The following is a 23,016-nucleotide window of genomic DNA, read 5'->3' as shown; positions in this document are numbered from 1 at the left end:
CGTCGAGCCTCGCTGAACCGCTGGTTTATGAGGCGGTCCCAGCTTCGCCTCTCCTGCGTCGAGCCTCGCTGAACCGCCTGACGGATCAGGCGATTTCGTAGTCCTCTAGCGGGAACTGCGAGCCGTCGCGCACCGCGTTGCGCACCGTGGTGGGCCGCAACAGGGTCGCTTCGCCGCTGGGGTTGTAGTAGTAGGACCGCGATGTCGTGCAGTCCCCGGCGTAGAACACCGTGTGGTCCAGCCGTTTGGTCATGGCGTCCAGGAACCGGGTGTTGGCGGCTTCGGTGACCTCGAACGTGGTCGCGTTGCGGCGCTGCAGCTCGCCGAACAGTCGGCCCATGTGCCGCATCTGGTATTCCATGGTGTTGAAGAACGACAGGCCGGAGAACCCGTATGGGCTGGCCAGGCTCAGGAAGTTCGGGAAATGCGGTATCGACAGGCCCTGGTAGGCCTGGAACCGGGTCTCCCGCCACCACTTACCCAGGTTGCGCCCCTCCCGCCCCACGATCTCGATCGCCGGGAAGTTGGCCTCCCACAGGTCATACCCGGTGGCCAGCACCAAGGTGTCGATGACGGTCTTGCGGCCGTCGACGGTGACGATGCCGTCCGGTTCGATCCGCTCGATGCCGGTGGTCTCCAGGTGCACATGCGGCTTGGTGAAGCTGCGGTAGTAGTCGTTGGACCAGCTGGGCCGCTTGCAGCCGATGTCGTAGTTCGGGGTCAGCTTGGCCCGCAGTTCCTTGTCGCGGATCTGGACGAACCGGTGGATCTTGCACGCGTCCATCCCCGCGATCGACAGCCGCCGGAAGGCGGGGTAGTTCAACACCGCGGTCACCGTCATGAACTCCAGCAGGTAGTCGCTGATGAAGCGCATCACCCGCTGGGCGAACGGGACCCGGGCGAACAGTTTCTGCAGCCGCGCCGGGATCCGGAAGTCGAGCTTGGGCGCCACCCAGATCGCGGTGCGCTGAAACACGGTCAGGTCTGCGACGGTCTTGGCCAGCTGCGGAATCAGCTGCACCGCGGTAGCGCCGGTGCCGATCTGCCCGACCCGACGGCCGGTGAAGTCGTAGTCGTGGTCCCAGGCGGCGGTGTGTACCACCTTCCCGGCGAAGCTGTCGATCCCGGCGATGTCCGGGTTGCGCGGCTGGGACAGGAAACCGGTGGCGGTGATCAGGAATCGGGCGCTCAGCGTCTCGCCGCCGGCCAGGGCCACCTGCCAGCGCTGGGCGTCCTCGTCCCACTGGGCACTGTCCACGGTGGTGTTGAAGCGCATGTGGCGGCGCACGTCGTACTTGTCGGCGACGTGCTCGGCGTACCGCTTGATCTCTTCGCCGGGGGCGAACATCCGCGACCAATAGGGATTCGGCTCGAACCAGTACGCGTAGGTGGTCGACGGGATGTCGACGGCCAGGCCGGGATAGTGGTTGACGTGCCAGGTTCCGCCGAGATCGTCTTCACGCTCGAGCAGGACGATGTCGTGGTAGCCGAGCTTCTTCAGCTCGATGGCCGCACCCATTCCGCCGAAGCCCGCACCCACGATAACGACGTCGAACTGCTCGATACCCATGAAAATTAAGGTACCTGACTCACCGGTAACCAGCGAAGCTCCCGGGCCGCCCGGCGGATGGGAGACAATGGGGCTTGCACGCTGTTCGGAGATTTCGGGGAGGGCAGTCATGACCAGCCGCAATGTCGAAGCCAGCGACGCAGATTTGGCCGAACAGGCGGTTCCGGCCGCCGTGGGCGACGAGGCCGACGACGAGACGCCGGGCCCCGAGATCTCCGCCGGTGACAACGCCGACATCGCCGACGTGGTCGAGCAGCATCGGGGTGTGCCCGCCGATGAGGATGCCTACGACCGCTGAGGGGTTGCCGGTACGGGGCCGTCGCCGGCGCAGGGGGCGTTATGGTTAGACGCTTTAGTTAGCTGTTGGCCTAAGACCGAGAGACGTTTTCTTGAGCGAGATTCGCCATCCTGCCGCCACCCGACCGATCGGCCTGCTCGGCGTCGGCGCTTCTCGCCCGGCGCGGGTGGTCACCAACGACGAGATCTGCGCGCGCATCGACTCCTCTGACGAATGGATTCAGTCCCGTACCGGAATCAAGACGCGCCGGTTCGCCGATGAGACCGACACCGTGGCGGGTCTGGCCATCGAGGCCGGCCGCAACGCGCTGTCTCAGGCCGGGCTCGACGGGTCTGGGGTGGACGCGGTGATCGTCGCGACCAGTACCAACTTCCGCCAGACCCCTTCGTGCGCGCCCACCGTCGCGGTCGCCCTCGGAGCGCAGGGCGTGCCTGCCTTCGATGTGGCCACCGGATGCGCAGGGTTCGGTTATGCCCTGGGGGTGGCGGCGGATCTGCTCCGCGGCCGGACCATCAACACCGCTTTGGTCATCGGTTCTGAGGTGCTCTCGCCAACGATCGACATGCAGGACCGTTCGAACTGCTTCATCTTCGGCGACGGGGCCGGTGCGGTCGTCGTCGGCGAGACTCCGGTGCACGGTATCGGCTCGATCGTGTGGGGCAGTGACGGCGAGAACCGTGACGCGATCCGCCAGGACATCGACTGGATCAGCTACACCGAGCAGCCGGACGGACCACGGCCCTTCCTGCGCATGGACGGCAGCACGGTATTCCGCTGGGCAGCATACGAAATGAGCGATGTCGGGAGACGAGCCATCGCGGCGGCCGGGCTGCAAGCCCACGATATCGATGTCTTCATTCCGCACCAGGCCAACAGTCGGATCAACGCGTTGATCGCCAAGAGTCTCGAGCTGCGCTCCGACGTCGTCGTTGCCAATGACATCGAGAACAGCGGCAACACCTCTGCGGCATCCATCCCGCTGGCGATGGAGCAGCTGCTCTCGGCCGGCATCGCCAAATCCGGTGAGCTGGCACTGCTACTCGGCTACGGGTCGGGTTTGAGCTACGCGGCCAGCGTCGTCGTCCTGCCCTGATCGCCGCGGGCTCAGCCCAGCAGGCGTAGCGCCGCGTCGACCGCCAGCACCGGCACGTTCAGTGTCTTGGACGCCAGATCGTGGCGGGCGCCGGTGATCTCGACGACTTCATGCGGCGCGGGTATCAGTGCGGCGGCAGCGCGGATCTCTGCGCCGGTTCCGAAGCTGTCCGAGCTGCCGTGGGTGAACACCGTCGGGACGACGATCTCAGGCAGGTGTTCGGTGCGAGTGCGCTCGGGTTTGCCCGGCGGGTGCAGCGGATAGGAGAACAGTGTCAGCAGGTCGACCGCGACATCGCCGGCAGCCACCACCATCGAGGTCTGCCGGCCGCCGTAGGAATGCCCGCCGACGATCAGCGGACCGTCGGCCAGGCCGCGGCCGTATTCGATCGCCTCGGTGATGCCCTCCCGGTCGCCGGCGCCCGATCCCGAGGGCGGGCCCTTGGGGCGGCGCCGCCGGAACGGCAGGTTGTAGCGGATCGCCAGGAAACCGCGACGCGACCATTCGTCGCAAAGCCGTTGCAGCATAGGGGAATCACGGTTGCCGCCGGCGCCGTGTGCCAGCAACACCACTCCGGCGGGGGATTTGGCGGGGCGGTGCGCCAGCCCGTCCAAACCGGCGATTTCCTCCAGGCTCACGAGGCGCCCAGCCCCAACCGGAACAACGGCGAGACCGGGCCGTGCCCCCGGCCCAGCGGGTAGGCGGCCCGCAGGCACTCGGTCACCCAGCGTTTGGCGAACGCCACGGCGTCCGGCACGCTGAACCCGTGCGCCAGCGCCGCCGCCGAGGCCGCCGCGAGCGTGTCGCCGGCGCCGTGGTCGTCGCCGGTGGCCACCCGCGGCCCGGGGAACTCCAGAAAATCGGTGCCGTCATAGAGCAGGTCCGGACTGTGTTCCGTCGAGGGCAGGTGCCCGCCCTTGACCAGTGCCCACCGCGGTCCCAGGGCATGCAGCGCACGAGCCGCCGCACGCTGGGACGCGGCATCGACCACGTCGATACCGACCAACAGTCGCACCTCGTGCAAATTCGGGGTCACCAGGGTCGCGAGCGGAAACAGGTTGTCGCGGAGCGCATCCAGCGCCGACGACGCCAGCAGTGCGTCGCCGTGCATGGACGCGGACACCGGATCGACCACCAAGGGGACCGTTAGCCCGAGTTCCCGCCAGGTTGCCGCCACCGCGGTGATGATCTGCGCCGACGCCAGCATCCCGGTCTTGGCGGCCTGAATCCCGATATCGGGCACCACCGTGTTGATCTGGGCGGCCACGGTGTCGGCGGGAATCTCGTGAAAGCTCTTGACTCCCACGGTGTTCTGCACCGTCACAGCGGTCACCGCGACGCAAGCGTGCACCCCGAGCAACGCACACGTACGCATATCGGCCTGAATCCCCGCGCCGCCGCCGGAGTCCGAGCCGGCAACGGTGAGTATCCGTACCGGTGTCGCCCCCGGCGGGGCCAGTGGGAGGAAGTCCACTGTGCTGGATGAGTGGCGACCCGCTTCGCCCGGCTCCGCCGCGCTTGCGATCACCACTAGGTGGAGATGGGCAGGTACACCCGGTTGCCGTGGTCGGCGAACTCGGCGGACTTCTCGTCCATGCCCTTCTTGATGGCGGCGTCGATGTCGTCCTGGGTCTGCAGGCCGTGCTCGTTGGCGTAGTCGCGCACATCGTGACTGATCCGCATCGAGCAGAACTTCGGGCCGCACATCGAGCAGAAGTGTGCGGACTTCGCCGGCTCGGCAGGCAGCGTCTCGTCGTGGTACTCGCGTGCGGTGTCCGGGTCCAGGGACAACGCGAACTGGTCATACCAGCGGAACTCGAAGCGTGCCTTGGACAGTGCGTTGTCGCGATCCTGGGCTCCGGGGTGTCCCTTGGCCAGGTCGGCGGCGTGTGCGGCGATCTTGTAGGCGATCACCCCGTCCTTGACGTCCTTGCGGTCGGGCAGCCCCAGGTGCTCCTTGGGAGTCACGTAGCACAGCATCGCGGTGCCGGCCTGGGCGATGATGGCCGCGCCGATCGCCGAGGTGATGTGGTCGTAGGCCGGCGCGATGTCGGTGGCCAGCGGCCCCAGGGTGTAGAAGGGCGCCTCGTCGCACCATTCCTCTTCCAACCGCACATTCTCGACAATCTTGTGCATCGGGACGTGGCCCGGACCCTCGATCATCACCTGCGCGCCACGGGATTTGGCGATCTTGGTCAGCTCACCGAGGGTGCGCAATTCGGCGAACTGGGCTTCGTCGTTGGCGTCGGCAATCGAGCCCGGCCGCAGCCCGTCGCCGAGGGAGAACGTGACGTCGTAGCTGGCCAGGATGTCGGCCAGTTCTTCGAAGTTGGTGTACAGGAAGGACTCCTGATGCCGCGACAGGCACCACGCCGCCATGATCGAACCGCCGCGCGACACGATGCCGGTGACCCGCTTGGCGGTCAACGGCACATACCGCAACAGCACCCCGGCGTGCACGGTCATGTAGTCCACGCCCTGCTCGCACTGCTCGATCACGGTGTCGCGGTACAGCTCCCAGGTCAGTTTGGTCGGGTCGCCGTTGACCTTCTCCAGTGCCTGGTAGATCGGCACCGTCCCGATCGGCACCGGCGAGTTGCGCAGAATCCACTCGCGGGTCTCGTGGATGTCCTTGCCGGTGGACAGGTCCATGACGTTGTCGGCGCCCCAGCGGGTGGCCCACACCAGCTTGTCCACCTCTTCGGCGATCGAGCTTGTCACCGCGGAGTTACCGATGTTGGCGTTGATCTTCACCTTGAACGCCTTGCCGATGATCATCGGCTCCAGCTCGGGGTGGTTGTGGTTGGCCGGGATCACCGCTCGCCCGCGGGCGACCTCGTCGCGCACCAGTTCGGCGGGAACTCCCTCGCGGGCGGCGATGAAGGCCATCTCGGCGGTGATCTCACCGGCCTGGGCGCGCTGCAGCTGGGTTCCTCGATCGGTCACCACCCCCGGTCGAGGCGCCAAGCCGCGGTGCAGGTCGATGTCGGCATTGGTGTCGGTGTAGGGACCGGAGGTGTCGTAGACGTCGAAATGCTCACCGGTGGTGAGGTTGATGCGCCGGAACGGCACCTTCATTTTCACGCCGCCGGGAGCTTCGATCTCGCGGTAGGCCTTCTCGCTGTAGGGGATGGGCCCGGTGGTGACCTGCGGCTCCACTGCAACGTCAGTCATAGTTCTTCCTCTCCCTTGCCGGCATGACCCGGTCAGGTTCGTACGGTCGACGGCCCCGGCCGTCCTCTCAGCGCACTGGTTGCGCTCCCGCGGTTCTTTGGCGATTTCTGCACTGGCGATTCGTGCACTGCCACGCTATCGCAGCGCAGCAGTCGGCGTAAGGCGCCGAGGGCGCCGGACGAGAATTAGGTAACTGATCATTTGCTTAGCTAACATATGTGGTCGGGGTAGAGGTAGCTGGGAGAGACATGACGGCGCAGATAGAGCAGGTGAACACCGGTGTCCAGGACCCGGGCGCCGTCGCCACCGCTCGCCGCCGACTGCGCTACGACCGTGACCACCCGCGCTACAAGTGGGTCGCGCTGTCCAACACCACGCTGGGTGTTCTGTTGGCGACCATCAACGGCTCGATCGTGCTGATCTCGATGCCGGCGATCTTCCGCGGTATCGGCCTGAATCCGCTCGAGCCGGCCAACGTCAGCTACCTGCTGTGGATGTTGATGGGCTATCTGCTGGTGTCGGCTGTGCTGGTGGTGTTCTTCGGCCGGCTCGGGGACATGTTCGGCAGGGTGCGCATCTACAACCTGGGCTTCGTGGTGTTCACCGTCGCGGCGATCGCGCTGTCGATCGACCCGTTCGACATGGGCCGCGGTGCCCAATGGCTGATCGCGTGGCGGGTGGTGCAGGGCGTCGGCGGGGCGATGCTGATGGCGTCGTCGTCGGCGATCCTCACCGACGCGTTCCCGGCCAATCAGCGCGGCATGGCGCTGGGTGTCAACCAGGTGGCCGCGGTCGCCGGGTCGTTCGTCGGCCTGCTGATCGGCGGCGTGCTGTCGGAGTGGGACTGGCGCGCGGTGTTCTGGGTCGGGGTGCCGATCGGAGTGTTGGGCACCGTCTGGTCGCTGCGCTCACTGCACGAACTCGGTGAGAAGGCGCCGGCGAAGCTGGACTGGGCGGGCACCGCGACGCTCGGTCTGGGGCTGACCGTGGTGTTGACCGCCATCACCTACAGCATTCAGCCGCATGGATCTTCGCCGACCAGCTGGGGCAGTCCCGCCGTGCTGGGTTCGCTGGGGCTCGGCGTGGCCCTGCTGGTGCTGTTCTGTTTCATCGAACTACGGGTTGCCTCGCCGCTGCTCGACGTGCGCCTGTTCGCGATTCCAGCGTTCGGGATGGCCAACATGGCCGGGTTGCTGTCGGCGATTGGGCGCGGTGGCATGCAGTTCATGCTGATCATCTGGCTGCAGGGCATCTGGCTGCCGCTGCACGGCTACAGCTACGAATCGACGCCGTTGTGGTCGGGTATCTATCTGCTGCCCATGACGGCGGGGTTCTTGTTGGCCGGTCCGGTGGCCGGTTCGTTGTCGGACCGCCGCGGCGCCCGTCCGTTCACCGTCGGCGGCATGGTGCTGATGGCGGCGACGTTCGTGGGGCTGGTGCTGCTTCCGGTGGACTTCGACTACCGGGTGTTCGCGGCGCTGGTGTTCCTCAACGGCCTGGGTGGCGGGATCTTCACCGCACCCAACAGTGCCGTGGTCATGTCCAGTGTCCCGGCCGACCAGCGTGGGGCGGCGTCGGGCGTGCGAGCCACGTTCTTCAATGCCGGCACGTCGCTATCGATCGGCATCTTCTTCTCGCTGATGGTGATCGGACTGGCCAACACGTTGCCGGCGGCCCTGGGCGCCGGATTACAGCAGCAGGGGGTGTCTGCCGGTGTCGCCGATCAGGTGGCCAGCACCCCGCCGGTGGGAAGCCTGTTCGCGGCGTTTCTGGGCTACAACCCGATCGCCGAGCTGCTCGCGCCGTCGGGTGCGCTGGCCGCGCCCGGTGTGGACGCCGAGGCGCTGACCGGGCACAGCTTCTTCCCGCAGCTGATCTCCGGGCCCTTCCACGCCGGCCTGGCGGTGGTCTTTGCCGCCGCGGCGGTGATGATGCTGCTCGGGGCGCTCGCGTCATGGCGGACGCCGGGGCGCTACGCCGTCGAGCCGCTGAATCTGCGGGACTGACGCACGCCAACCGCCGCGGAGGCCCACAACTGGTTTCGACGGCAATCATCGGGTGGTCATCGCTCTTGCCGGTCGACCGGCGCTGAAATCCATGCGGGCCGCGGAACAAAGGTCACGTCATCTGGAGCGGCCGCGCCCTCGCGATGACGCGGCGACGCGTGGAATTTAGTTGACAATGCAACGAGAACGCCCTTAGGCTCTGATGTAGTTGACTACGCAACTACAAAGTGTGAGAGGGGTCCGTTGTGGACATCGTGATATTGATCGGCCGAATCCTGTTCGGCGCCGTGTTCGTCGGCGGAGCGCTGGGGCACTTCACTCAGACCGCCGCGATAGCGGCCTTTACCGAGAGCAAGGGCATCAAGCCCGGCAGGCTGGCGGTGCTGGGCTCGGGCGTCTGGATGCTTACCGGCGCGGTCTTGGTGATCGTGGGCGCTTGGGCGGATCTCGGCGCGCTGATGCTGGCGGTCTTCCTGCTGCCGACAGCGTTCCTCATGCATCCGTTCTGGAACGAGCGGGACCCCGAGGCTAAGGCCGGCGAGCAGACCCACTTCAACAAGGACGTGTCGCTGGCCGGCGCCGCGCTGGCGCTGTTCGGCTTCTTCGTCACCGCCGGTGCCGGCACCGGACTGCAGCTGACCGGACCGTTGTTCGCGTCGCTGGCCGGCTGACTCGAACCGCTGCGAAGCCTGACGGCCCGGTTCTGCGCGTTGGTCGCAGAACCGGGCCGTCACGGTCTCGTTCTGGTACCAAAGTGACTGGTGTGACACCTCGTGCGCAGGGGGTCTGGGGGTATCGCTGCACGTCAGAGACCCTCGACACACCCGAATCGGGTGGAGTTGACCCCGCCCCCTCGGTGGTGCACTATGGACCGTGCAAGCACCTCGTTAGGTGAGGCGTCTGCACGGACATAGGCCACTGACCCCGAACGTCGAAAGACGCCCCGGGTCAGGACAGCTCCTCCCGGCTTAAGGGTTGAGCCCAAGTGGCTTCCTGAATAGGGACACGCCGTGCAGTGTCGAAGCTCTGACGAGAGGGGTGCGGTCTTCCGACAGTCGTCGGAGCTGCCCTCCTAAGCATGCGGTGAATCCGGCGCGCTTGCGCGCCCGCGACCGAGAGGGGGTGAGGGACGAATGAGTTCCGGTGATAGTCCGAGCCGATATCTGACATCTGTTCCGTCCCCATCCGAACGGTCGCATACCGCCTCCAGCTGAGCCACGATCCCGGCCTCCAGCTGAGCGCGTAGCACCGTTACGCGACTAGGAGGCCATCATGGTTGCAATCGCCTACACCGACATCACGGCTCCGGCTCCCGCCCCGCGTGCGCTCAGCACGGCGAAGAAGCTGGACCACCGTCCTGCCGCTCCTACCTCGGACCCGCTGGTCGACATGACCACGCGGCTGCTCAGTGGTCCGCTGCACCAGATGTACGCACTCCTGTGGCGCGTCGGAGTGCTGACCGTCAACAACTGAGGGTCAACCGAGGCCGGACCTCGGCTAGACCTCTTCTAGGGCCTCGCCGAGTTGTTCGAGCACTTCACTGCGGTGGTTGCTGGCCAGAATGTGGCCGGCAGCCACCGCCACGGCCACCGGCCAGTCAATGATCTCGAACGCGGCCAGCAGTGCCAGTCCGCCGTAGTAGGCCAATTGCTCGGGCCGCGGCACCGTCACCTTGCCGAACAGCGGCAATTCAACGGCGAACCCCTCCGCCTCGCGGATGTGGGCTACTGCCTCGCGCTGGGATGCGCTGCGCCGCGGTTTGTCCGCCATCATGAACCTCCTGGTGGCGATGGATCGCCGGATGATCGAGCCGCGACCGTTCCGCGACGAGAGTCAGTGTCCCCATTGTGCACAAGCCGCAGCCGCGGCGCTCCTTGACCGTTGGATGATGCCTGCGGGCGGTCCGGTTGCCGCGGCCCGGGAACGATGAACTCCTTCGGCTTCACCGTGTCGTCCTGCGACCCCGAAAGCAGCCGAGGCACCACGGCCGCGCCGAGGGTGGCCACCGTCGCCGTACCCAGTGCCTGAGCCCAGCCCAGCGGTCCGATCGGGGTGCAACCCAGCAGCTGGCTGATACCCGGGATGGTGATCAACGTCCCCATCACGCCGAGCGAGCCGACAGCGGTCGCCACGACCAGCGGGTCGTGCGAGTCCAGCAGCGTCTGACCCAGCTGCGTGGCGACCAGCGACACCAGCGCCACGGTCGAGGCCCGTTGCTGGCGACCGGTGACCGACGCCAGCCCCCACGCTCCCACCGCGGCCGACGCCGTCGTCACGCCACGCACGGCCACCGTGCGCCACAGCGCACGCTCGTCGGGACCGTGCCCGCCGGCGGCGGCCGACTCGTTGAGCGAACTGACCGCCAGTGCGGTGGCCGGCAGTGCGTCGGTCAGCATGTTGACCAGCAGTAGCTGGCGGGCGTTCAGCGGCGAGCGGCCGGTCAGTGCGCTACCGATGATCGCGAACGCCACCTCGCCGGCATTGCCGCCCAACAGCACCGCCACCGCGGCCTGCACCCGCTGCCACAGCTCACGGCCCTCATCCAACGCGTCCAGCAGGGTGTCGATTCGCTCGTCGAGCAGCACTACATCGGCAGCGGTGCTGGCCGCTTCACTGCCGTGCGCCACCACCGCAATACCGACGGTGGCGGCCCGGATCGCCGCGGCGTCGTTGGCGCCGTCGCCCACCATCGCCGACACCTTGCCGGTGCGTTCCAGGGTTTGCACGATCTGGACCTTGTTCTCCGGAGACATCCGGGCGAACACCACTCGCTCGGCTACCGCAAGCTCCTGTTCCTTGCGGGACAACGCATCCCACTGTGCGCCGCTGATCACCTGATCGCCGTCGACCTCCAACCCCAGCTCCCGGGCGATCGCCGTGGCGGTCAGCGGGTGGTCGCCGGTGATGAGCCGCACCGGGATTCGGCGGCGCTTGAGATCGGCGAGCAGTTCAGCGGCCTCGTCGCGCGGGGTGTCGGACAAGCCGAGCAGGCCGACGAACGTCAGCCCCTCGGCGCAGAACTCGGCGATCTCCTCGGGCTCGGGATCCTCGCCCAGCGCAGAGCATTGTTCGGGGGTCAGTTCCCGGCGGGCCACCGCGATCACCCGCAGACCGCCGCCGGCCAGTGCAGCCACCGACTTCCTGACGGTCGGGCCAGAGCCGGTGCATGCCAGCACCACTTCCGGTGCGCCCTTGAGGGTTAGCTCTGTTCCGCGGATGGAGGCCGAGAACGGGCGTCCGGAACGGAACGGCAGGTGCGCGGCGGGCCCCTGCGGTGCCGGGGCGCCGGCGCTTTCGGCGCCTTCCACGATGGCGGCGTCGGTCGCGTGCACCTGGCGGGTGCCGTTGGGAACCGGCGCCGCGCTTGCCGCGAAGCGCAGCACGTCGTCGTCGGTGAAGCCCGCCGCCGGGTGCACCTGCGAGACCCGCAGCCGGTTGCGGCTCAGGGTTCCGGTCTTGTCGAAGCAGACCACGTCGACGCGCCCCAGCGCCTCGACGGAACGCGGCACCCGCACCAGCACACCGGCCTTGGTCAACCGGCGGGCCGAGGCCTGCTGCGCCAGGGTGGCCACCAATGGCAACCCTTCGGGGATGGCCGCGACGCTCACCGCGATACCGCTGGCCACCGCCTGGCGCAATCCGATCCGGCGGGCCATGCCCAGCCCGGTCACCAGCGCACCGCCGGCCAGGCTGATCCGCCATGCCTTACTGGTGAGCAGGCTCAGCTGATGCTGCAACCCGATGGCGGACTGATCACCGGCCACCAGTTCGGCCGCCCGGCGCCCGTGGGTATCGCCGCCGGTCGCGGTCACCAGCGCCAGCGCCGTGCCGGTCACCACGGTGGTTCCCGCGTAGACCATGCATTCCCGGTCCGCCAGATCCGCACCCGGGGTGGCCTCTACCTGTTTGACCACCGTCAGCGACTCGCCGGTCAGCGACGACTCGTCGACCTCCAGATCGATCGCGTCGATCAACCGTCCGTCGGCGGGTATCACCTCGTGCGGGTGTACCTCGATCACATCGCCCGGGAGCAGGTCCTCGGCGGGAATCTCGCAGTGGCTGCCGTCGGGCAAGACCTTGCGTGCCGGCGGAACCTGCTCGTTCAGCAGGACGCTGAGCCGGCGCTCGGCGATGAGTCGTTGTGCGGCGGCCAGCATCGCGTTGCCGCCCAACACCGAACCGACCAGCATCGCGTCGACGGGTGAGCCCAGCACCGCGCTGGCCGCGGCGCCCAGCGCCAGCACCGGGGTGATCGGATCGGACAGCTCGCTGCGTACGGCCTGGGCGAATTGCCAGACCAGTCGCGGCGGCGCGGTGCGTTGGGCGCCCCGGCGGGCCAGATCCACGGCCGCCAGCGCCGCCGCCGCAGCGGGCGCATGATGGGGCTTGGTCGGCTCCACCAGTTCCGGCGGCGGAAGCACCGCCCGCACCTGGTCGACCGACATCGCGTGCCACTCGTGCACCGCGGCCGGCCGGGGGACCGCGGCGTCCACGGCACGGCGGGCCAGCCAGTAGCCCGACAGTGCGCCGGCCGCCGCGCCGGTGGTCACCGGCCCAGGTCCGCTGCCGCGCACCCCGGGCAGCATCAGCAGCGACCCCAATGCCGTAGCGCCGATGGAGATCTCGACACCACGGTGGCTGGCGGAGCGAGCCGCGGGAAGTGCATGCAGTACCCGCCACACCGCGGTCAGGTCGGTCAGCAGCACGTCGGCGCACCAGGGCGGGACGCCCTGTCCGGGCAGCACGCCCAGCGCCACGTCGGCTGCCGCCAGGGCCTCGACGGCCACCGAGGACAGCACCGCGACATCATGGCCATCGGCCTGATAGGCGACCACTGCGGCAGTCAGCGCCTCATCCACCGATGCCCCGTCCAGCGGCCGGATCTCATCGAAAATCGGCCGCAGCTCCCCGAGGGCGTCGGCTTCTACCGAGACCACCTCGACGTCGGCGCGGCGGGCCTCGGTCACCACGGCGGCCGCCAGCGGCAACAGCGCGGGTTGGAACGAGGCCTGCACACCGGAGCGCGGTCCGATTCGATGCCATCCGGGGGTGAGGCCGGTGTCGGTCAGCCGAGCCTGGGCCTGCGCCCACACCGCACGCAGTTCGTCGTCGTCGGCGCCGCGCACCTGCATCACCCGCAGGGTGTCACCGCACAGCACTCGGGGATCGATGACCACGGTGTCGACGCGGTCGAGTTCACGCAGGCTGCCGGGCCGCAACACGACGGTGCCGTGCTGATCGGCCAGGCCGCGGCCCAGGGTGGCGGCGAACGACTCGCGGGCGGTGCGGGTGGCCTTCGGAGCGGTCACCGCGGCGGCCGTGCCGGCCAGATCCGGATTGCGGGTCGCGGCGCCGATCAGCCCGGCGCCGGCGACTTGCGCCCAGGCGCTGCGGGTCAGGTGCCGCTCCACCGGACCGGGCGGTCGCGGCGCCGGTCGTTGCGGGACGGCGACCGAGGGCTGCTCGGCGTGGTCGGCGAGCTCTGGCTCGAGGCGGCGCCAGGCCCGCGCCTCGGCGCGTTCCTCCCCGGCGCGCATCGCCTCTACCGACAGGTCCACCGCCAGCGAGGTCGGCGCCTGGTTGAGGGCGTGCACGCCGGCGCTGGCCAGCGCCAACAGCGCATCGGTCGTCTGCTTGCCGATGCTGTCCTCCAGCAGCCGGCGCAGGCGAGGCTGATAGTCGACGACGACCACGCCGGCCTCCAGGCCCAGCGGCAGGCCCGGCAGCCGCAGCAGCCGGCTCACCGTCGCCGCACCCAAGCCGGCGATGTTGGCGCCGACAGTCAAAACCCGCAGCGCTTGGGTCATCTCATCACCGGGCAGGCTCACCGGCGCATGCCCGCTGCGGGCTGTCGGGCGGTACTGGCGCTCGATGTCCGACACCGCCTGGCACAGTTCGCGTATCGAGACGACGTCACCGCCGGCGGCGGGGTCGAGCCCGACCACCAGGCGCGACAGCGGGTGGTTCAACCGGACCGAGACCACTCCGGGCAGCGCGCGGGCCGCCCCCAGTACAGCGGTCGCCAGTTCGTCGCCGGCCGGGCCGTCGAGCCCACGGATCTCGACCCAGGCTCGCCCCTCGCCGCGGAAGCATCGCCGGGACAGCACCGGGCCCCCGTCGCCGTTCGGCAGGACAGCGCCGGCTACCCCAGCAGCGGTCTGAACCGAGGCGTCTATCAGTGCGGAGGTCAGTTGGACACCGAAATTCGCTGCGCGCAGCGGCAGAGAGTGCCTTACGGCACGACCTAAATTCACTCGCGCCGACTAGTGGCGCGTGCGCGTGCGGGTGCTGCTGCTGGCGCCGCTGCGTGATTGCCGTGCCGCTGTCTTCTTCGGCTGCGGGCTGCGCCGCGCCGAGGTCGATGAGCTGGCCGACTTCACCGGCTTCGTCGCCTTCGCCGGCGGCGCCGCCTTGAGGGGCCGCACCGGGGCAGCTGGCGTCTGGGCCGCCTTGCCGTCATCGGATCGGTTGGTCAGTTGCTTGATTGCCAGCGCGGTGCCGCCCACTGCCACCAGCACCGGCCACTCGACCAGTCCGGTCACGCCGAGAGCGCCCAGGGTCAGTGCAGCCGCGGGCGTCGAGTGGCTGCCGGTGCGCAACCCGCGCTGTACGCCGCTGGCCGCCCCCTTCACGCCGCCGATTACCCCGTTGACTGCGGCCCCGCCGATCGCTCCGGCTGCCTCAGTGGTCATGGTGACCGCGCGGTTCGCCGCCCCGGCCACCTTTCTTACCGTCCCTGCGACGGCGTTCATGGGAATTCCCTGCCCTTCAAATGAGCAAATTGGATAATCCGCCTATCTTATGCGCGATTTCGCGATCGGTCCGAAATCCACACCGAATTCATAGAACTGCCGGTAATCAGTCCCGCCGGATCTCGACCAGCACCGGGGCGTGGTCACTGGGCGACTTGCCCTTGCGCTCTTCGCGGACGATCTCGGCGTGCGCGACCCGTGTCGCCAGCGCGGGGGAGCCCAGGATGAAGTCGATGCGCATGCCCTGCTTCTTCGGGAACCGCAGCTGGGTGTAGTCCCAGTAGGTGTAGACGCCCGGCCCTGGCGTGAAGGGGCGCACCACGTCGAGGAATTGGGCGTCGGCCATCGCCTGGAACGCCGTGCGCTCCGGTTGCGAGACGTGTGTGGCACCCTCGAAGAACTCCATGCTCCATACGTCGTCGTCCTGCGGCGCGATGTTCCAGTCGCCGACCAGAGCGATCGGGGCCGACGGATCGTCGCGCAACCAGCCTTCGGCGGTATCGCGCAGGGCCGCAAGCCAATCGAGCTTGTAGGTGTAGTGCGGGTCGGTCAGGGCGCGTCCGTTGGGCACGTACAGGCTCCACACTCGCACCCCGCCGCACGTGGCACCGAGCGCGCGCGCCTCCACGGCGGGATCGGCTTCGGCCTTGGCCCAGGCCGGCTGGCCGGGGAACCCGACCTCGACGTCGTCGAGGCCGACCCGCGACGCGATCGCCACGCCGTTCCACTGGTTCAGCCCGACATGGGCGACCTCATAGCCCAACTCGTGAAACGGCAGCGTCGGGAACTGGGCGTCGGTGCACTTGGTCTCCTGCATGGCCAGCACGTCGACCTCGGCTCGGGCCAGCCAGTCGGTCACCCGGTCCACCCGGGTGCGGATGGAGTTGACGTTCCAGGTGGCCAGTCGCAGCGCAGTCACGGAGCCACCCTAAAGCTCGTTCGACGGCGACGAGCCGCGGCCCAGCAGCCGGGCGTCGATGTAGCGGGTGCGGTGCTGGCCGGCGAATCCGACCGCTTCGAAGAACTCGAACGCGCCGGTGTCGCTGGTCGCCACCTGCGCGTAGCCGCGGGTGGCACCGCGATCGGCCCCCCAGGACTGCAACGCAGCGCAGATCCGGCGACCGTGGCCCTGCCGCCGGTGGTCCGCGGCCACCCGCACCGCCGTCAACCCCAGCCAGCGAGTGCCGTCCGGCCCCTCGGTGACGGTGCCCCGACCGACCGCCACCCCGGGGATCGAGGCGAAGATCGCCTCGCCGTCGACCACCGCGGTCAACACCTCCACCGAAGCCGCCCCACCGCCCTGTACCGCCAGCCAGTCGGCGTCGGGCCCGGCGGCCGTCACCAGGTCACCCGGGGCCGTGCCGGCAGCGACGACGTCGCACACCAGGGTGCGGGTCTGGTGCCGGGTCGCGATGTCCTCCGGCAACCGCAGCAGGCGCTCCGGGACCGCCAGGTAGGGGGGCAGACCGCGCCGCGCATACCAGTCGATGATCGCCGGAATGGCATTCGTGTGGGCAAACATGTCCAGGGGCACAGCGGAATTGGCCGCGAGGTCGGCACCGGGACCGGCGCGCAGGATCCAGCCGTGGAGCCATTGGTGTTCGCTGCCCGGCCAGGCCAGCGCGGCGGCATGCTCAACGGAGCGGATCGTCGAGTTCTTCACCGGGCGATCGGTCAGCCGGCGCACGTACAACACGTCGGCGTGGCGACATTCGTGGATCACCCCGTCGGCAGAGCGGACCCGCACCACCGGCCCGGTCGCCACCAGCTGCCCAATCACATCGCCCATCGACGGCTCGGAGCCGGGGGGACGCAGGTAGCGCAGACTCACCCGGACGCCGATCTCAGGGAGTTCGGGTGGTTGGGGCATGGAGGGCTCGTCAGTGACCGAACGGATCGGGCACGTCGCCCGGCATCCAGGACAGGCCGGGCACACCCCAGCCGTTGGACTTCACCGTCCGTTTCGCGGCGCGGGCGTTGCGGCCCACCAACATGTCCAGGTAGAGCAGCCCGTCGAGGTGCCCGGTCTCGTGCTGCAGCATCCGGGCGAACAATCCGGTGCCCTCCAACGTCACCGGGTTCCCGTCGGCATCCAATCCGGTGACCCGCGCCCACTGCGCCCGACCGGTCGGAAACGATTCGCCGGGCACCGACAGACAGCCTTCGTCGTCGTCATCCGGGTCGGGCATGGTTTCGGGCCGCTCGGAGGTCTCCAGCACCGGGTTGACCACGACGCCGCGGCGCCGGGTGGTGGAGCGGCGGTCGTCGGCGCAGTCGTAGACGAAGACCCGCAGCCCCACGCCAATCTGGTTGGCGGCCAAGCCGACGCCGTTGGCGGCGTCCATGGTTTCGTACATCGAGGTGATCAGCTCACCGAGGTCAGCCGGCAAGGAGCCGTCATCGGCGACGGGCACCGGGCTGGTCGGTGTGTGCAGGACGGGATCGCCCACAATGCGGATGGGTAGGACGGCCATGACCGCAAATCTTAGGTGGGCGGTTTAGCGAGGCTCGACGGAGGAGAGGCGAAGCTGGGGCCGCTACCGGTCAAGTGCAGCGGCCATGGCGACGCGCGGGCCAGGCTCCCGGTTCAACACAGCCTGGCGTGATTCAATATTCGCTCAGAACACGCCGCCGAAAACTAGCGAACGTTTGCAGCGAGAGAACTTTCCGGAAGGGTCCAGGAAACGATATGGACGGCGCCATGGCGCAGGCGAATCGCTCAGGGGACGATTCGGAACCCACCGACGGTCTGAGCCGTCGCGAACACGACATCCTGTCCTTCGAACGGGACTGGTGGAAGTACGCCGGTGCCAAGGAAGAGGCCATCAAGGAGCGCTTTGCGCTGTCGGCGACCCGCTACTACCAGGTCCTCAACGCGCTCGTCGACCGGCCCGAGGCCCTGGCCGCCGACCCGATGCTGGTCAAACGCCTGCGCAGGCTGCGGTCCAGTCGTCAGAAGGCGCGTGCCGCGCGCCGGCTCGGTTTCGACATCACCTGATTGCCTGACCCCTTGATTGCTGGGCGTTTATCGGTCCTGGCCCGCTGCTCGATACAGTGGGCGCAATGAACGACCACGTTCCTGACTCCTCCCGACTCCCGCTCCGGGCAATGGTGATGGTGCTGCTGTTTTTGGGCATCGTCTTCCTGCTGGTCGGCTTTCAAGCCCTCGGATCGTCGGGTAGCAGCGACGACGCCGACCACTCGCCGACCGCCCAACCCGTCACCACCGCCTCGGCGCCGGCCAAACCCGAGCGCCCGGCCCGCAAGTCCGACGTGCGAGTCTTCAACATCTCCGAACAGGCGGGGCTGGCCGGCCACACCGCCGACCGGCTGCGCGAGGCCGGCTGGAATGTGACCGAGATCGGGAACCTCGAGCTGCCCGAAGTCACCCAGACCACCGTCTACTTCAGTGACGCCGAGGGCGAGCAGGACGCGGCTCATTCGGTGGCCCAGGTGCTCGGCGCCGCCGTCGAGCCGCGGATCCCCGACGTCGCTGAGCAACCACCGGGCGTCATCGTGGTGGTCGCGGGTTAAGCTCCTCGCATGGTCACAGGTCACCGCAGAGCTCTTACCGCCGTCGTCTTCGCCACCCCGGCCATGCTGCTGGCGGCGTGCAGTCCCAACCAGCTGCCTTCCGACGCGCCCGGCACCACTCCGGCCATCTGGACCGGGTCGGCAGCGCCGTCCGCCCCGGAGTCTGAGTCCGGTGGCTCGAGCGGTTCGGACAGTCTCGTCGCGCACCTGACGACCCCCGATGGCGGCCAGGTCGCCACCGCGACGTTCGAGTTCAGCAAGGCCGGCGGCAAGGAGTTCGCCACCGTGACCGTGCGGACCACCAGCACCGGGGTGCTGTCGCCCGGTTTCCACGGCCTGCACGTCCACGCCATCGGTAAGTGCGAAGCCGACTCCGTGGCCCCCACCGGCGGGGCTCCCGGCGGCTTCCTGTCGGCCGGCGGACACTTCCAGGCGCCCGGCCACAGCGAGCACCCGCAGAGTGGGGACCTGACGTCACTGCAGGTGCGCTCCGACGGCAGCGGGCTGCTGGTGACCACCACCGACGCCTTCACCAAGGCCGAACTGCTCGGTGGCGAGGGGACCTCGATCATCATTCACGCCGATGACGACAACTTCGCCAACATTCCGGCGGATCGCTACACCCAGGTCAACGGCACGCCCGGCCCGGACCAGACGACGCTGACCACCGGAGACGCCGGAAAGCGGATTGCGTGTGGTGTTATCGGCGCCGGGTAGCCCGACCAACAACTGGGCTTCCTCGAGGTCCGAAGCCCGAATCGAGTTCGCCCGCAGCGCCCGTCCCACCATCGGCGTGGAATGGGAGCTGGCTCTTGTCGATGCCCAGACGCGCGATCTGAGCAACGAAGCCAGCGCGGTCCTGTCCGAGCTCGGCGAGAACCCGCGTGTGCACAAGGAATTGCTGCGCAACACCGTCGAGCTCGTCACGGGCATCTGCGACAACACCGGCGAGGCCATCGAGGACCTGCGTCAGACACTGGCCACCACCCGGCCGATCGTGCACAGCCGGGGCATGGAGTTGTTCGGCGCCGGCACCCACCCGTTCGCACAGTGGTCAGCGCAGAAGCTGACCGACGCGCCGCGCTACGCCGAGCTGATCAAACGCACCCAGTGGTGGGGGCGGCAGATGTTGATCTGGGGAGTGCACGTCCATGTCGGTATCTCCTCGTCCTACAAGGTGATGCCGATCATCTCCTCACTGCTGCAGCACTATCCGCACCTGCTGGCGTTGTCGGGATCCTCGCCCTGGTGGGACGGTCACGACACCGGTTACGCCAGTAACCGCGCGATGATGTTCCAGCAGTTGCCCACTGCGGGCCTGCCGTTTCAGTTCCAGACCTGGGAAGAGTTCGAGGGCTTCGTCTACGACCAGAAGAAGACCGGGATCATCGATCACACCAACGAGATTCGTTGGGATATCCGGCCATCGCCGCATCTGGGCACCATCGAGGTGCGGGTCTGCGACGGGGTGTCCAATCTGCGTGAGCTGGGTGCGCTGGTGGCGTTGACGCACTGCCTGATCGTCGACCTGGACCGGCGGCTGGAGAATGATGAATCCCTGCCCACCATGCCGCCCTGGCACGTGCAGGAGAACAAGTGGCGCGCCGCCCGCTATGGGCTGGACGCCGAGATCATCCTGGATGCCGACAGCAACGAGCGGCTGGTCACCGAGGACCTCGACGAGCTGCTCAACCGGCTCGAACCGGTCGCCGCGCGACTGCACTGTGCCGACGAGCTGGCGGCCGTCGCCGACATTTACCGGACGGGCGCGTCCTACCAGCGCCAGCGCCGGGTCGCCGAGGAACATGACGGCGATCTGCGTGCCGTGGTCGATGCACTGGTGGGCGAGCTCGATATCTCGTGATGGAACTGCCGATGTTCCCGCTGGAATGGGTGTTGCTGCCCGGCGAGGAACTGTCGCTGCGGATCTTCGAGTTGCGTTACACCGTGTTGGTAGGCGACCTGATGCGCAGCGGCGATCCCCGCTTCGGGGTGGTGCTGATCGCCCGCGGCCGTGAGGTGGGCGGCGGCGAGCAGCGCAACGACGTCGGCGCGATGACCAGCATCACCGGGTGCACCGAACTCGGGGCAGGCCGGTACGGCTTGCGCTGCCTGACCGGGGAGCGGATCCGGGTGCGTGAATGGCTCACCGACGATCCCTACCCGCGGGCGATCACCGAGGTGTGGCCCGACGAGCCATCAGAACCGGTGAGTGACGAGCAGTTCATTGCGCTCGAAGACCGCATTGTCGCGCTGCACAAGCGGATGGCCCAAGCGCAGCGACGCTGGGTGATGCCGGGGCGCAACAGCCTGCTGGGTGGCCGGCGGCTGCGCTCGCTGGACCCGGTGCAGCGGCTGTACTCGCTGGCCTGCCGGGTCCCGATGGGGGAGGCCGACCGGTACGCGGTGCTGGCCGCGCCGTCGCTATCCGACCGTTTGGCGGCGGTGTACGAGGCGATTGAGACCGTCTCGGCCCGAGTCGAATTCGATATCCCTCGTTGACTCTGCGTCCAGGGCGGCAAAGTGCGAGTAGCTACCGCCCTGGACGCAGAGTCAACGGGTTCTGACGTACACCGCGCCGAATACCGCCGCCGCCGCGGCCAGCAGGGCCGAACTGGCCAGCCAGGGCAGGATGCGCCCCGCGGAGAACAGGGCGGCATACATGCCGGGCGCAACGGCGGTCGCGGCGGCCCACGCCGTCTGCAGCAGCGAGGCGTGTCGTCCAGACGACTCGTCGGGCGCGAACGTCAGCATGATGTTTGCGCTGAGCGCGTTGCCGGCGGCGTCGGACACACTGAACAGTGTCAGACCGAAAGCCAAGACGGCGAAAAGAATTGCCGGTACGGCGTTTTGGATGCCGGCGAGGAGGTCGATCACCAGGAAACTGATCGAGCACAGTGCGGCCGACCACGCCAGGATCCGAAGGTGCGGGACCCGCGAGCCGATTCGGGCGACCCAGCGCGCCGCTATCGCGACCATGACGCAGATGAATAGGTAGGCCACCGTCGTCGACCAAGCGGGCAGGCCCACCGACAGCATGAACAGCGGCAGTGCCGTGTCCATCCCGATGGTGGTCAGCGCGATGACGAACACGCCGGCGATGAAGGCCATAAAGGCGCCCTGGCGCAACACATCGCGGTAGCGCGGCGGCTCGCAGTCCGGCGACTCGTCGTCGGCGACGGCGCGGTCGATCCAGCGCAGCCGCCAGAACAGCAGGCCGGTGGTGAGTTCACCCGCGGCGATGGTCGCCACCAATGTGGTCCAGAACCATTCGCCGTTCCGGTCGATGGCCAGGCCCACGGTCGCGGCCAATGCGCCGAGACCGAACCCGAGTACCCGAACCGAGGTGAGCAGCGCGAACATCTGGGTGCGGTCGTCGTGATCGCGGGTCAGCCGCCGGACGGCTTCGGGATCGGCGGTGAAGAACAGGTTCGCACTCAGTGCCGCGGCGAAGGAGAAGATCGCGACCTCGGCCAGGGTGTGGGTGTACAGGAAGCCCAGGAAGGCGCCGGAGGCCCCGACGCCGGCCAGCGCCATGGTCCGACACGGACCGAACCGGTCAACCGTGCGCCCGGACACCAGCACCCCCAAGATGAGTGCGCCGGTGTTGCCGAGGGTGGCGGCCACGCCGGTCCCGGTCAGCGGCAGCCCGCGCCCGAGGGTGAAGAACAAGAAGATCAGCGGCACCCACAGTCCGGCGCTGGCCATGGCGACGGTGGTCGCGAGAATGAACGACCGGCGGGCGCCCAGCAGCTCTTCGGGCATCGTTTCGGTGAGCATGGTCTCTTTCGTCCTCCGGGCAGACGAAGGTACCGCGGCGACCGCGGGCGGTGCATCCAATTTTCGGTGTTACCGGCCGAACTGGCCGCGCGTACGCGCTGGCCGGCTAGCGCCAATGGGCTGGTCGATCGATCAGCATTCGTGCCGTCGGGGTCGTGTTGGCCACCGTTTCTGGGGCGGCGCGGGCTAGGAAGTGCCAGGCGGCGGTGCCAGCCGGCCCAGCTCGCGATCGATCAGTGCGCGCAGTTCGTCGTGCCCTTCGGTGACACCGACGGCGCTCTCATTGCACAGGTTGCGGGCGGTTTGGGCGATCAGGATCGAGATCGCGATCGGGGGGTATTCCGCCAGATCCACGCCATTGGCGCGCAGTGCCACCGTGACCGCCGCGGTCTCGATATCCCGTACTCGCTCGGCATAGGCCTTGAGTTCGGTCCGGATCGCCTTGCGATGGTTGGCCAACGCCATGAACTCAGTGTTCAAGCTGGTCAGACGTGTATCGCTGTTGATCGCCCACAATGCGCGTAGCGGATCGTCATCGGTCAGGGCGGTGCGCATCCGGTCCAACGCGTCGTCGGCGCCGACCCGCAGCACCTCGACGAACAGGTCGTCCATGGTGGGGAAGTAGTAGTAGACCAGGGCTTGGCGCACACCGGCCTCGGCGGCGACCCGCCGCGACGTGGCCGCGGCATAACCCTCGTCGCGCATCAGTCGCGCCGTCGCCTCGATCAGGCGGCGCCGGGTCGCATTGTCGGTCGATTTGGCCTTGCGCGGAGCCGCCATTCAGGCCGGCCCGGGCTTGCGATTGCTTG

Annotated in this window: 22 protein-coding genes and 2 riboswitches; of the genes, 10 read left to right on the top strand and 12 right to left on the bottom strand. The window is 68.2% G+C overall.

The genetic code is table 11. From position 1 onward, the window contains the following. Positions 1-85: 85 nt before the first annotated feature. Positions 86-1,570 carry a flavin-containing monooxygenase gene (locus ACJH5R_RS04040; protein WP_406756529.1) on the bottom strand — a complete coding sequence of 495 codons (1,485 nt, stop codon included), beginning with the start codon at positions 1,568-1,570 and terminating at the stop codon, positions 86-88. A gap of 109 nt (positions 1,571-1,679) precedes the next feature. Here ACJH5R_RS04040 and ACJH5R_RS04035 point away from each other — a divergent pair, with 109 nt between their 5' ends. Both ACJH5R_RS04035 and ACJH5R_RS04030 read left to right on the top strand, forming a co-directional pair. Next, positions 1,680-1,868, top strand: coding sequence for a hypothetical protein (locus tag ACJH5R_RS04035; protein ID WP_406756528.1), 189 nt, complete (start codon positions 1,680-1,682; stop codon positions 1,866-1,868). A gap of 91 nt (positions 1,869-1,959) precedes the next feature. After that, the gene (locus ACJH5R_RS04030; protein WP_406781348.1) at positions 1,960-2,961 is read left to right on the top strand and encodes a beta-ketoacyl-ACP synthase III; all 1,002 of its coding nucleotides are present in this window, start codon (positions 1,960-1,962) and stop codon (positions 2,959-2,961) included. Positions 2,962-2,972: 11 nt separating this feature from the next. Here the strand turns inward: ACJH5R_RS04030 and ACJH5R_RS04025 are convergent, their stop codons facing one another. The 3 genes from ACJH5R_RS04025 to thiC form a co-directional block, all read right to left on the bottom strand. Further along, complete coding sequence (locus tag ACJH5R_RS04025; protein ID WP_406756526.1) at positions 2,973-3,599, bottom strand: alpha/beta family hydrolase; 627 nt, start codon at positions 3,597-3,599, stop codon at positions 2,973-2,975. After that, positions 3,596-4,435, bottom strand: a complete 840-nt coding sequence (thiD, locus tag ACJH5R_RS04020; RefSeq protein ID WP_406756525.1) for a bifunctional hydroxymethylpyrimidine kinase/phosphomethylpyrimidine kinase — start codon at positions 4,433-4,435, stop codon at positions 3,596-3,598. The genes ACJH5R_RS04025 and thiD overlap by 4 nt, the downstream gene beginning before the upstream one ends. 56 nt (positions 4,436-4,491) lie before the next feature. Further along, positions 4,492-6,135, bottom strand: coding sequence for a phosphomethylpyrimidine synthase ThiC (gene thiC / locus ACJH5R_RS04015; protein ID WP_406756524.1), 1,644 nt, complete (start codon positions 6,133-6,135; stop codon positions 4,492-4,494). Beyond that, a riboswitch (TPP riboswitch) is annotated at positions 6,130-6,234 on the bottom strand. It overlaps the preceding gene by 6 nt. A 149-nt stretch (positions 6,235-6,383) precedes the next feature. Here thiC and ACJH5R_RS04010 point away from each other — a divergent pair. The 3 genes from ACJH5R_RS04010 to ACJH5R_RS04000 all read left to right on the top strand — a co-directional run bounded on the left by ACJH5R_RS04010 (position 6,384) and on the right by ACJH5R_RS04000 (position 9,614). Further along, on the top strand, positions 6,384-8,141 hold the full coding sequence (locus ACJH5R_RS04010; RefSeq protein WP_406756523.1) for an MFS transporter: 1,758 nt from the start codon (positions 6,384-6,386) through the stop codon (positions 8,139-8,141). Positions 8,142-8,386: 245 nt separating this feature from the next. Further along, the gene (locus ACJH5R_RS04005; protein WP_406756522.1) at positions 8,387-8,812 is read left to right on the top strand and encodes a DoxX family protein; all 426 of its coding nucleotides are present in this window, start codon (positions 8,387-8,389) and stop codon (positions 8,810-8,812) included. Positions 8,813-9,017: 205 nt separating this feature from the next. Continuing rightward, positions 9,018-9,186: riboswitch (M-box (ykoK) riboswitch) on the top strand. A 227-nt stretch (positions 9,187-9,413) separates the two neighbouring features. Next, positions 9,414-9,614, top strand: a complete 201-nt coding sequence (locus ACJH5R_RS04000; protein WP_406756521.1) for an Rv1535 family protein — start codon at positions 9,414-9,416, stop codon at positions 9,612-9,614. A 24-nt stretch (positions 9,615-9,638) separates the two neighbouring features. Here ACJH5R_RS04000 and ACJH5R_RS03995 read toward each other — a convergent pair whose 3' ends face one another. The 6 genes from ACJH5R_RS03995 to ACJH5R_RS03970 form a co-directional block, all read right to left on the bottom strand. Next, a complete protein-coding gene (locus tag ACJH5R_RS03995) occupies positions 9,639-9,914 on the bottom strand; it encodes a hypothetical protein (protein ID WP_406756520.1) in 276 nt (91 codons plus the stop codon). Then, on the bottom strand, positions 9,911-14,365 hold the full coding sequence (locus ACJH5R_RS03990; protein ID WP_406756587.1) for a cation-translocating P-type ATPase: 4,455 nt from the start codon (positions 14,363-14,365) through the stop codon (positions 9,911-9,913). The genes ACJH5R_RS03995 and ACJH5R_RS03990 overlap by 4 nt, the downstream gene beginning before the upstream one ends. Positions 14,366-14,404: 39 nt before the next feature. Further along, positions 14,405-14,893 carry a hypothetical protein gene (locus tag ACJH5R_RS03985; RefSeq protein ID WP_406756519.1) on the bottom strand — a complete coding sequence of 163 codons (489 nt, stop codon included), beginning with the start codon at positions 14,891-14,893 and terminating at the stop codon, positions 14,405-14,407. Between the two features lie 106 nt (positions 14,894-14,999). Next, on the bottom strand, positions 15,000-15,803 hold the full coding sequence (locus ACJH5R_RS03980) for an exodeoxyribonuclease III (protein ID WP_406756586.1): 804 nt from the start codon (positions 15,801-15,803) through the stop codon (positions 15,000-15,002). An 18-nt stretch (positions 15,804-15,821) separates the two neighbouring features. Then, complete coding sequence (locus ACJH5R_RS03975) at positions 15,822-16,763, bottom strand: GNAT family N-acetyltransferase (RefSeq protein WP_406756518.1); 942 nt, start codon at positions 16,761-16,763, stop codon at positions 15,822-15,824. A gap of 10 nt (positions 16,764-16,773) precedes the next feature. Then, positions 16,774-17,367, bottom strand: a complete 594-nt coding sequence (locus tag ACJH5R_RS03970) for a peptide deformylase (RefSeq protein ID WP_406756517.1) — start codon at positions 17,365-17,367, stop codon at positions 16,774-16,776. Between the two features lie 215 nt (positions 17,368-17,582). Here ACJH5R_RS03970 and ACJH5R_RS03965 point away from each other — a divergent pair, with 215 nt between their 5' ends. The 5 genes from ACJH5R_RS03965 to ACJH5R_RS03945 all read left to right on the top strand — a co-directional run bounded on the left by ACJH5R_RS03965 (position 17,583) and on the right by ACJH5R_RS03945 (position 20,929). Further along, positions 17,583-17,891, top strand: coding sequence for a DUF3263 domain-containing protein (locus ACJH5R_RS03965; RefSeq protein WP_024440118.1), 309 nt, complete (start codon positions 17,583-17,585; stop codon positions 17,889-17,891). A 65-nt stretch (positions 17,892-17,956) separates the two neighbouring features. Further along, a complete protein-coding gene (locus ACJH5R_RS03960) occupies positions 17,957-18,427 on the top strand; it encodes a LytR C-terminal domain-containing protein (protein ID WP_406756516.1) in 471 nt (156 codons plus the stop codon). Positions 18,428-18,436: 9 nt separating this feature from the next. Then, positions 18,437-19,144 carry a superoxide dismutase[Cu-Zn] gene (gene sodC, locus ACJH5R_RS03955; RefSeq protein WP_406756515.1) on the top strand — a complete coding sequence of 236 codons (708 nt, stop codon included), beginning with the start codon at positions 18,437-18,439 and terminating at the stop codon, positions 19,142-19,144. After that, on the top strand, positions 19,125-20,291 hold the full coding sequence (locus ACJH5R_RS03950; RefSeq protein ID WP_406756585.1) for a glutamate--cysteine ligase: 1,167 nt from the start codon (positions 19,125-19,127) through the stop codon (positions 20,289-20,291). The genes sodC and ACJH5R_RS03950 overlap by 20 nt, the downstream gene beginning before the upstream one ends. Further along, the gene (locus tag ACJH5R_RS03945; protein ID WP_406756514.1) at positions 20,291-20,929 is read left to right on the top strand and encodes an LON peptidase substrate-binding domain-containing protein; all 639 of its coding nucleotides are present in this window, start codon (positions 20,291-20,293) and stop codon (positions 20,927-20,929) included. The genes ACJH5R_RS03950 and ACJH5R_RS03945 overlap by 1 nt, the downstream gene beginning before the upstream one ends. A gap of 51 nt (positions 20,930-20,980) precedes the next feature. Here the strand turns inward: ACJH5R_RS03945 and ACJH5R_RS03940 are convergent, their stop codons facing one another. Both ACJH5R_RS03940 and ACJH5R_RS03935 read right to left on the bottom strand, forming a co-directional pair. After that, the gene (locus ACJH5R_RS03940; RefSeq protein ID WP_406756513.1) at positions 20,981-22,207 is read right to left on the bottom strand and encodes an MFS transporter; all 1,227 of its coding nucleotides are present in this window, start codon (positions 22,205-22,207) and stop codon (positions 20,981-20,983) included. 186 nt (positions 22,208-22,393) lie between these two features. Beyond that, positions 22,394-22,987 (bottom strand): TetR/AcrR family transcriptional regulator, encoded by a 594-nt coding sequence (locus ACJH5R_RS03935; RefSeq protein ID WP_406756512.1) that lies wholly within the window; start codon positions 22,985-22,987, stop codon positions 22,394-22,396. Positions 22,988-23,016 lie beyond the last annotated feature (29 nt).

The organism is Mycobacterium sp. SMC-19, assembly GCF_045310815.1.
Lineage (GTDB): Bacteria > Actinomycetota > Actinomycetes > Mycobacteriales > Mycobacteriaceae > Mycobacterium.
Note: the sequence above shows the minus strand (reverse complement) of the source record. Positions and strands in the feature narration are given on the sequence as shown.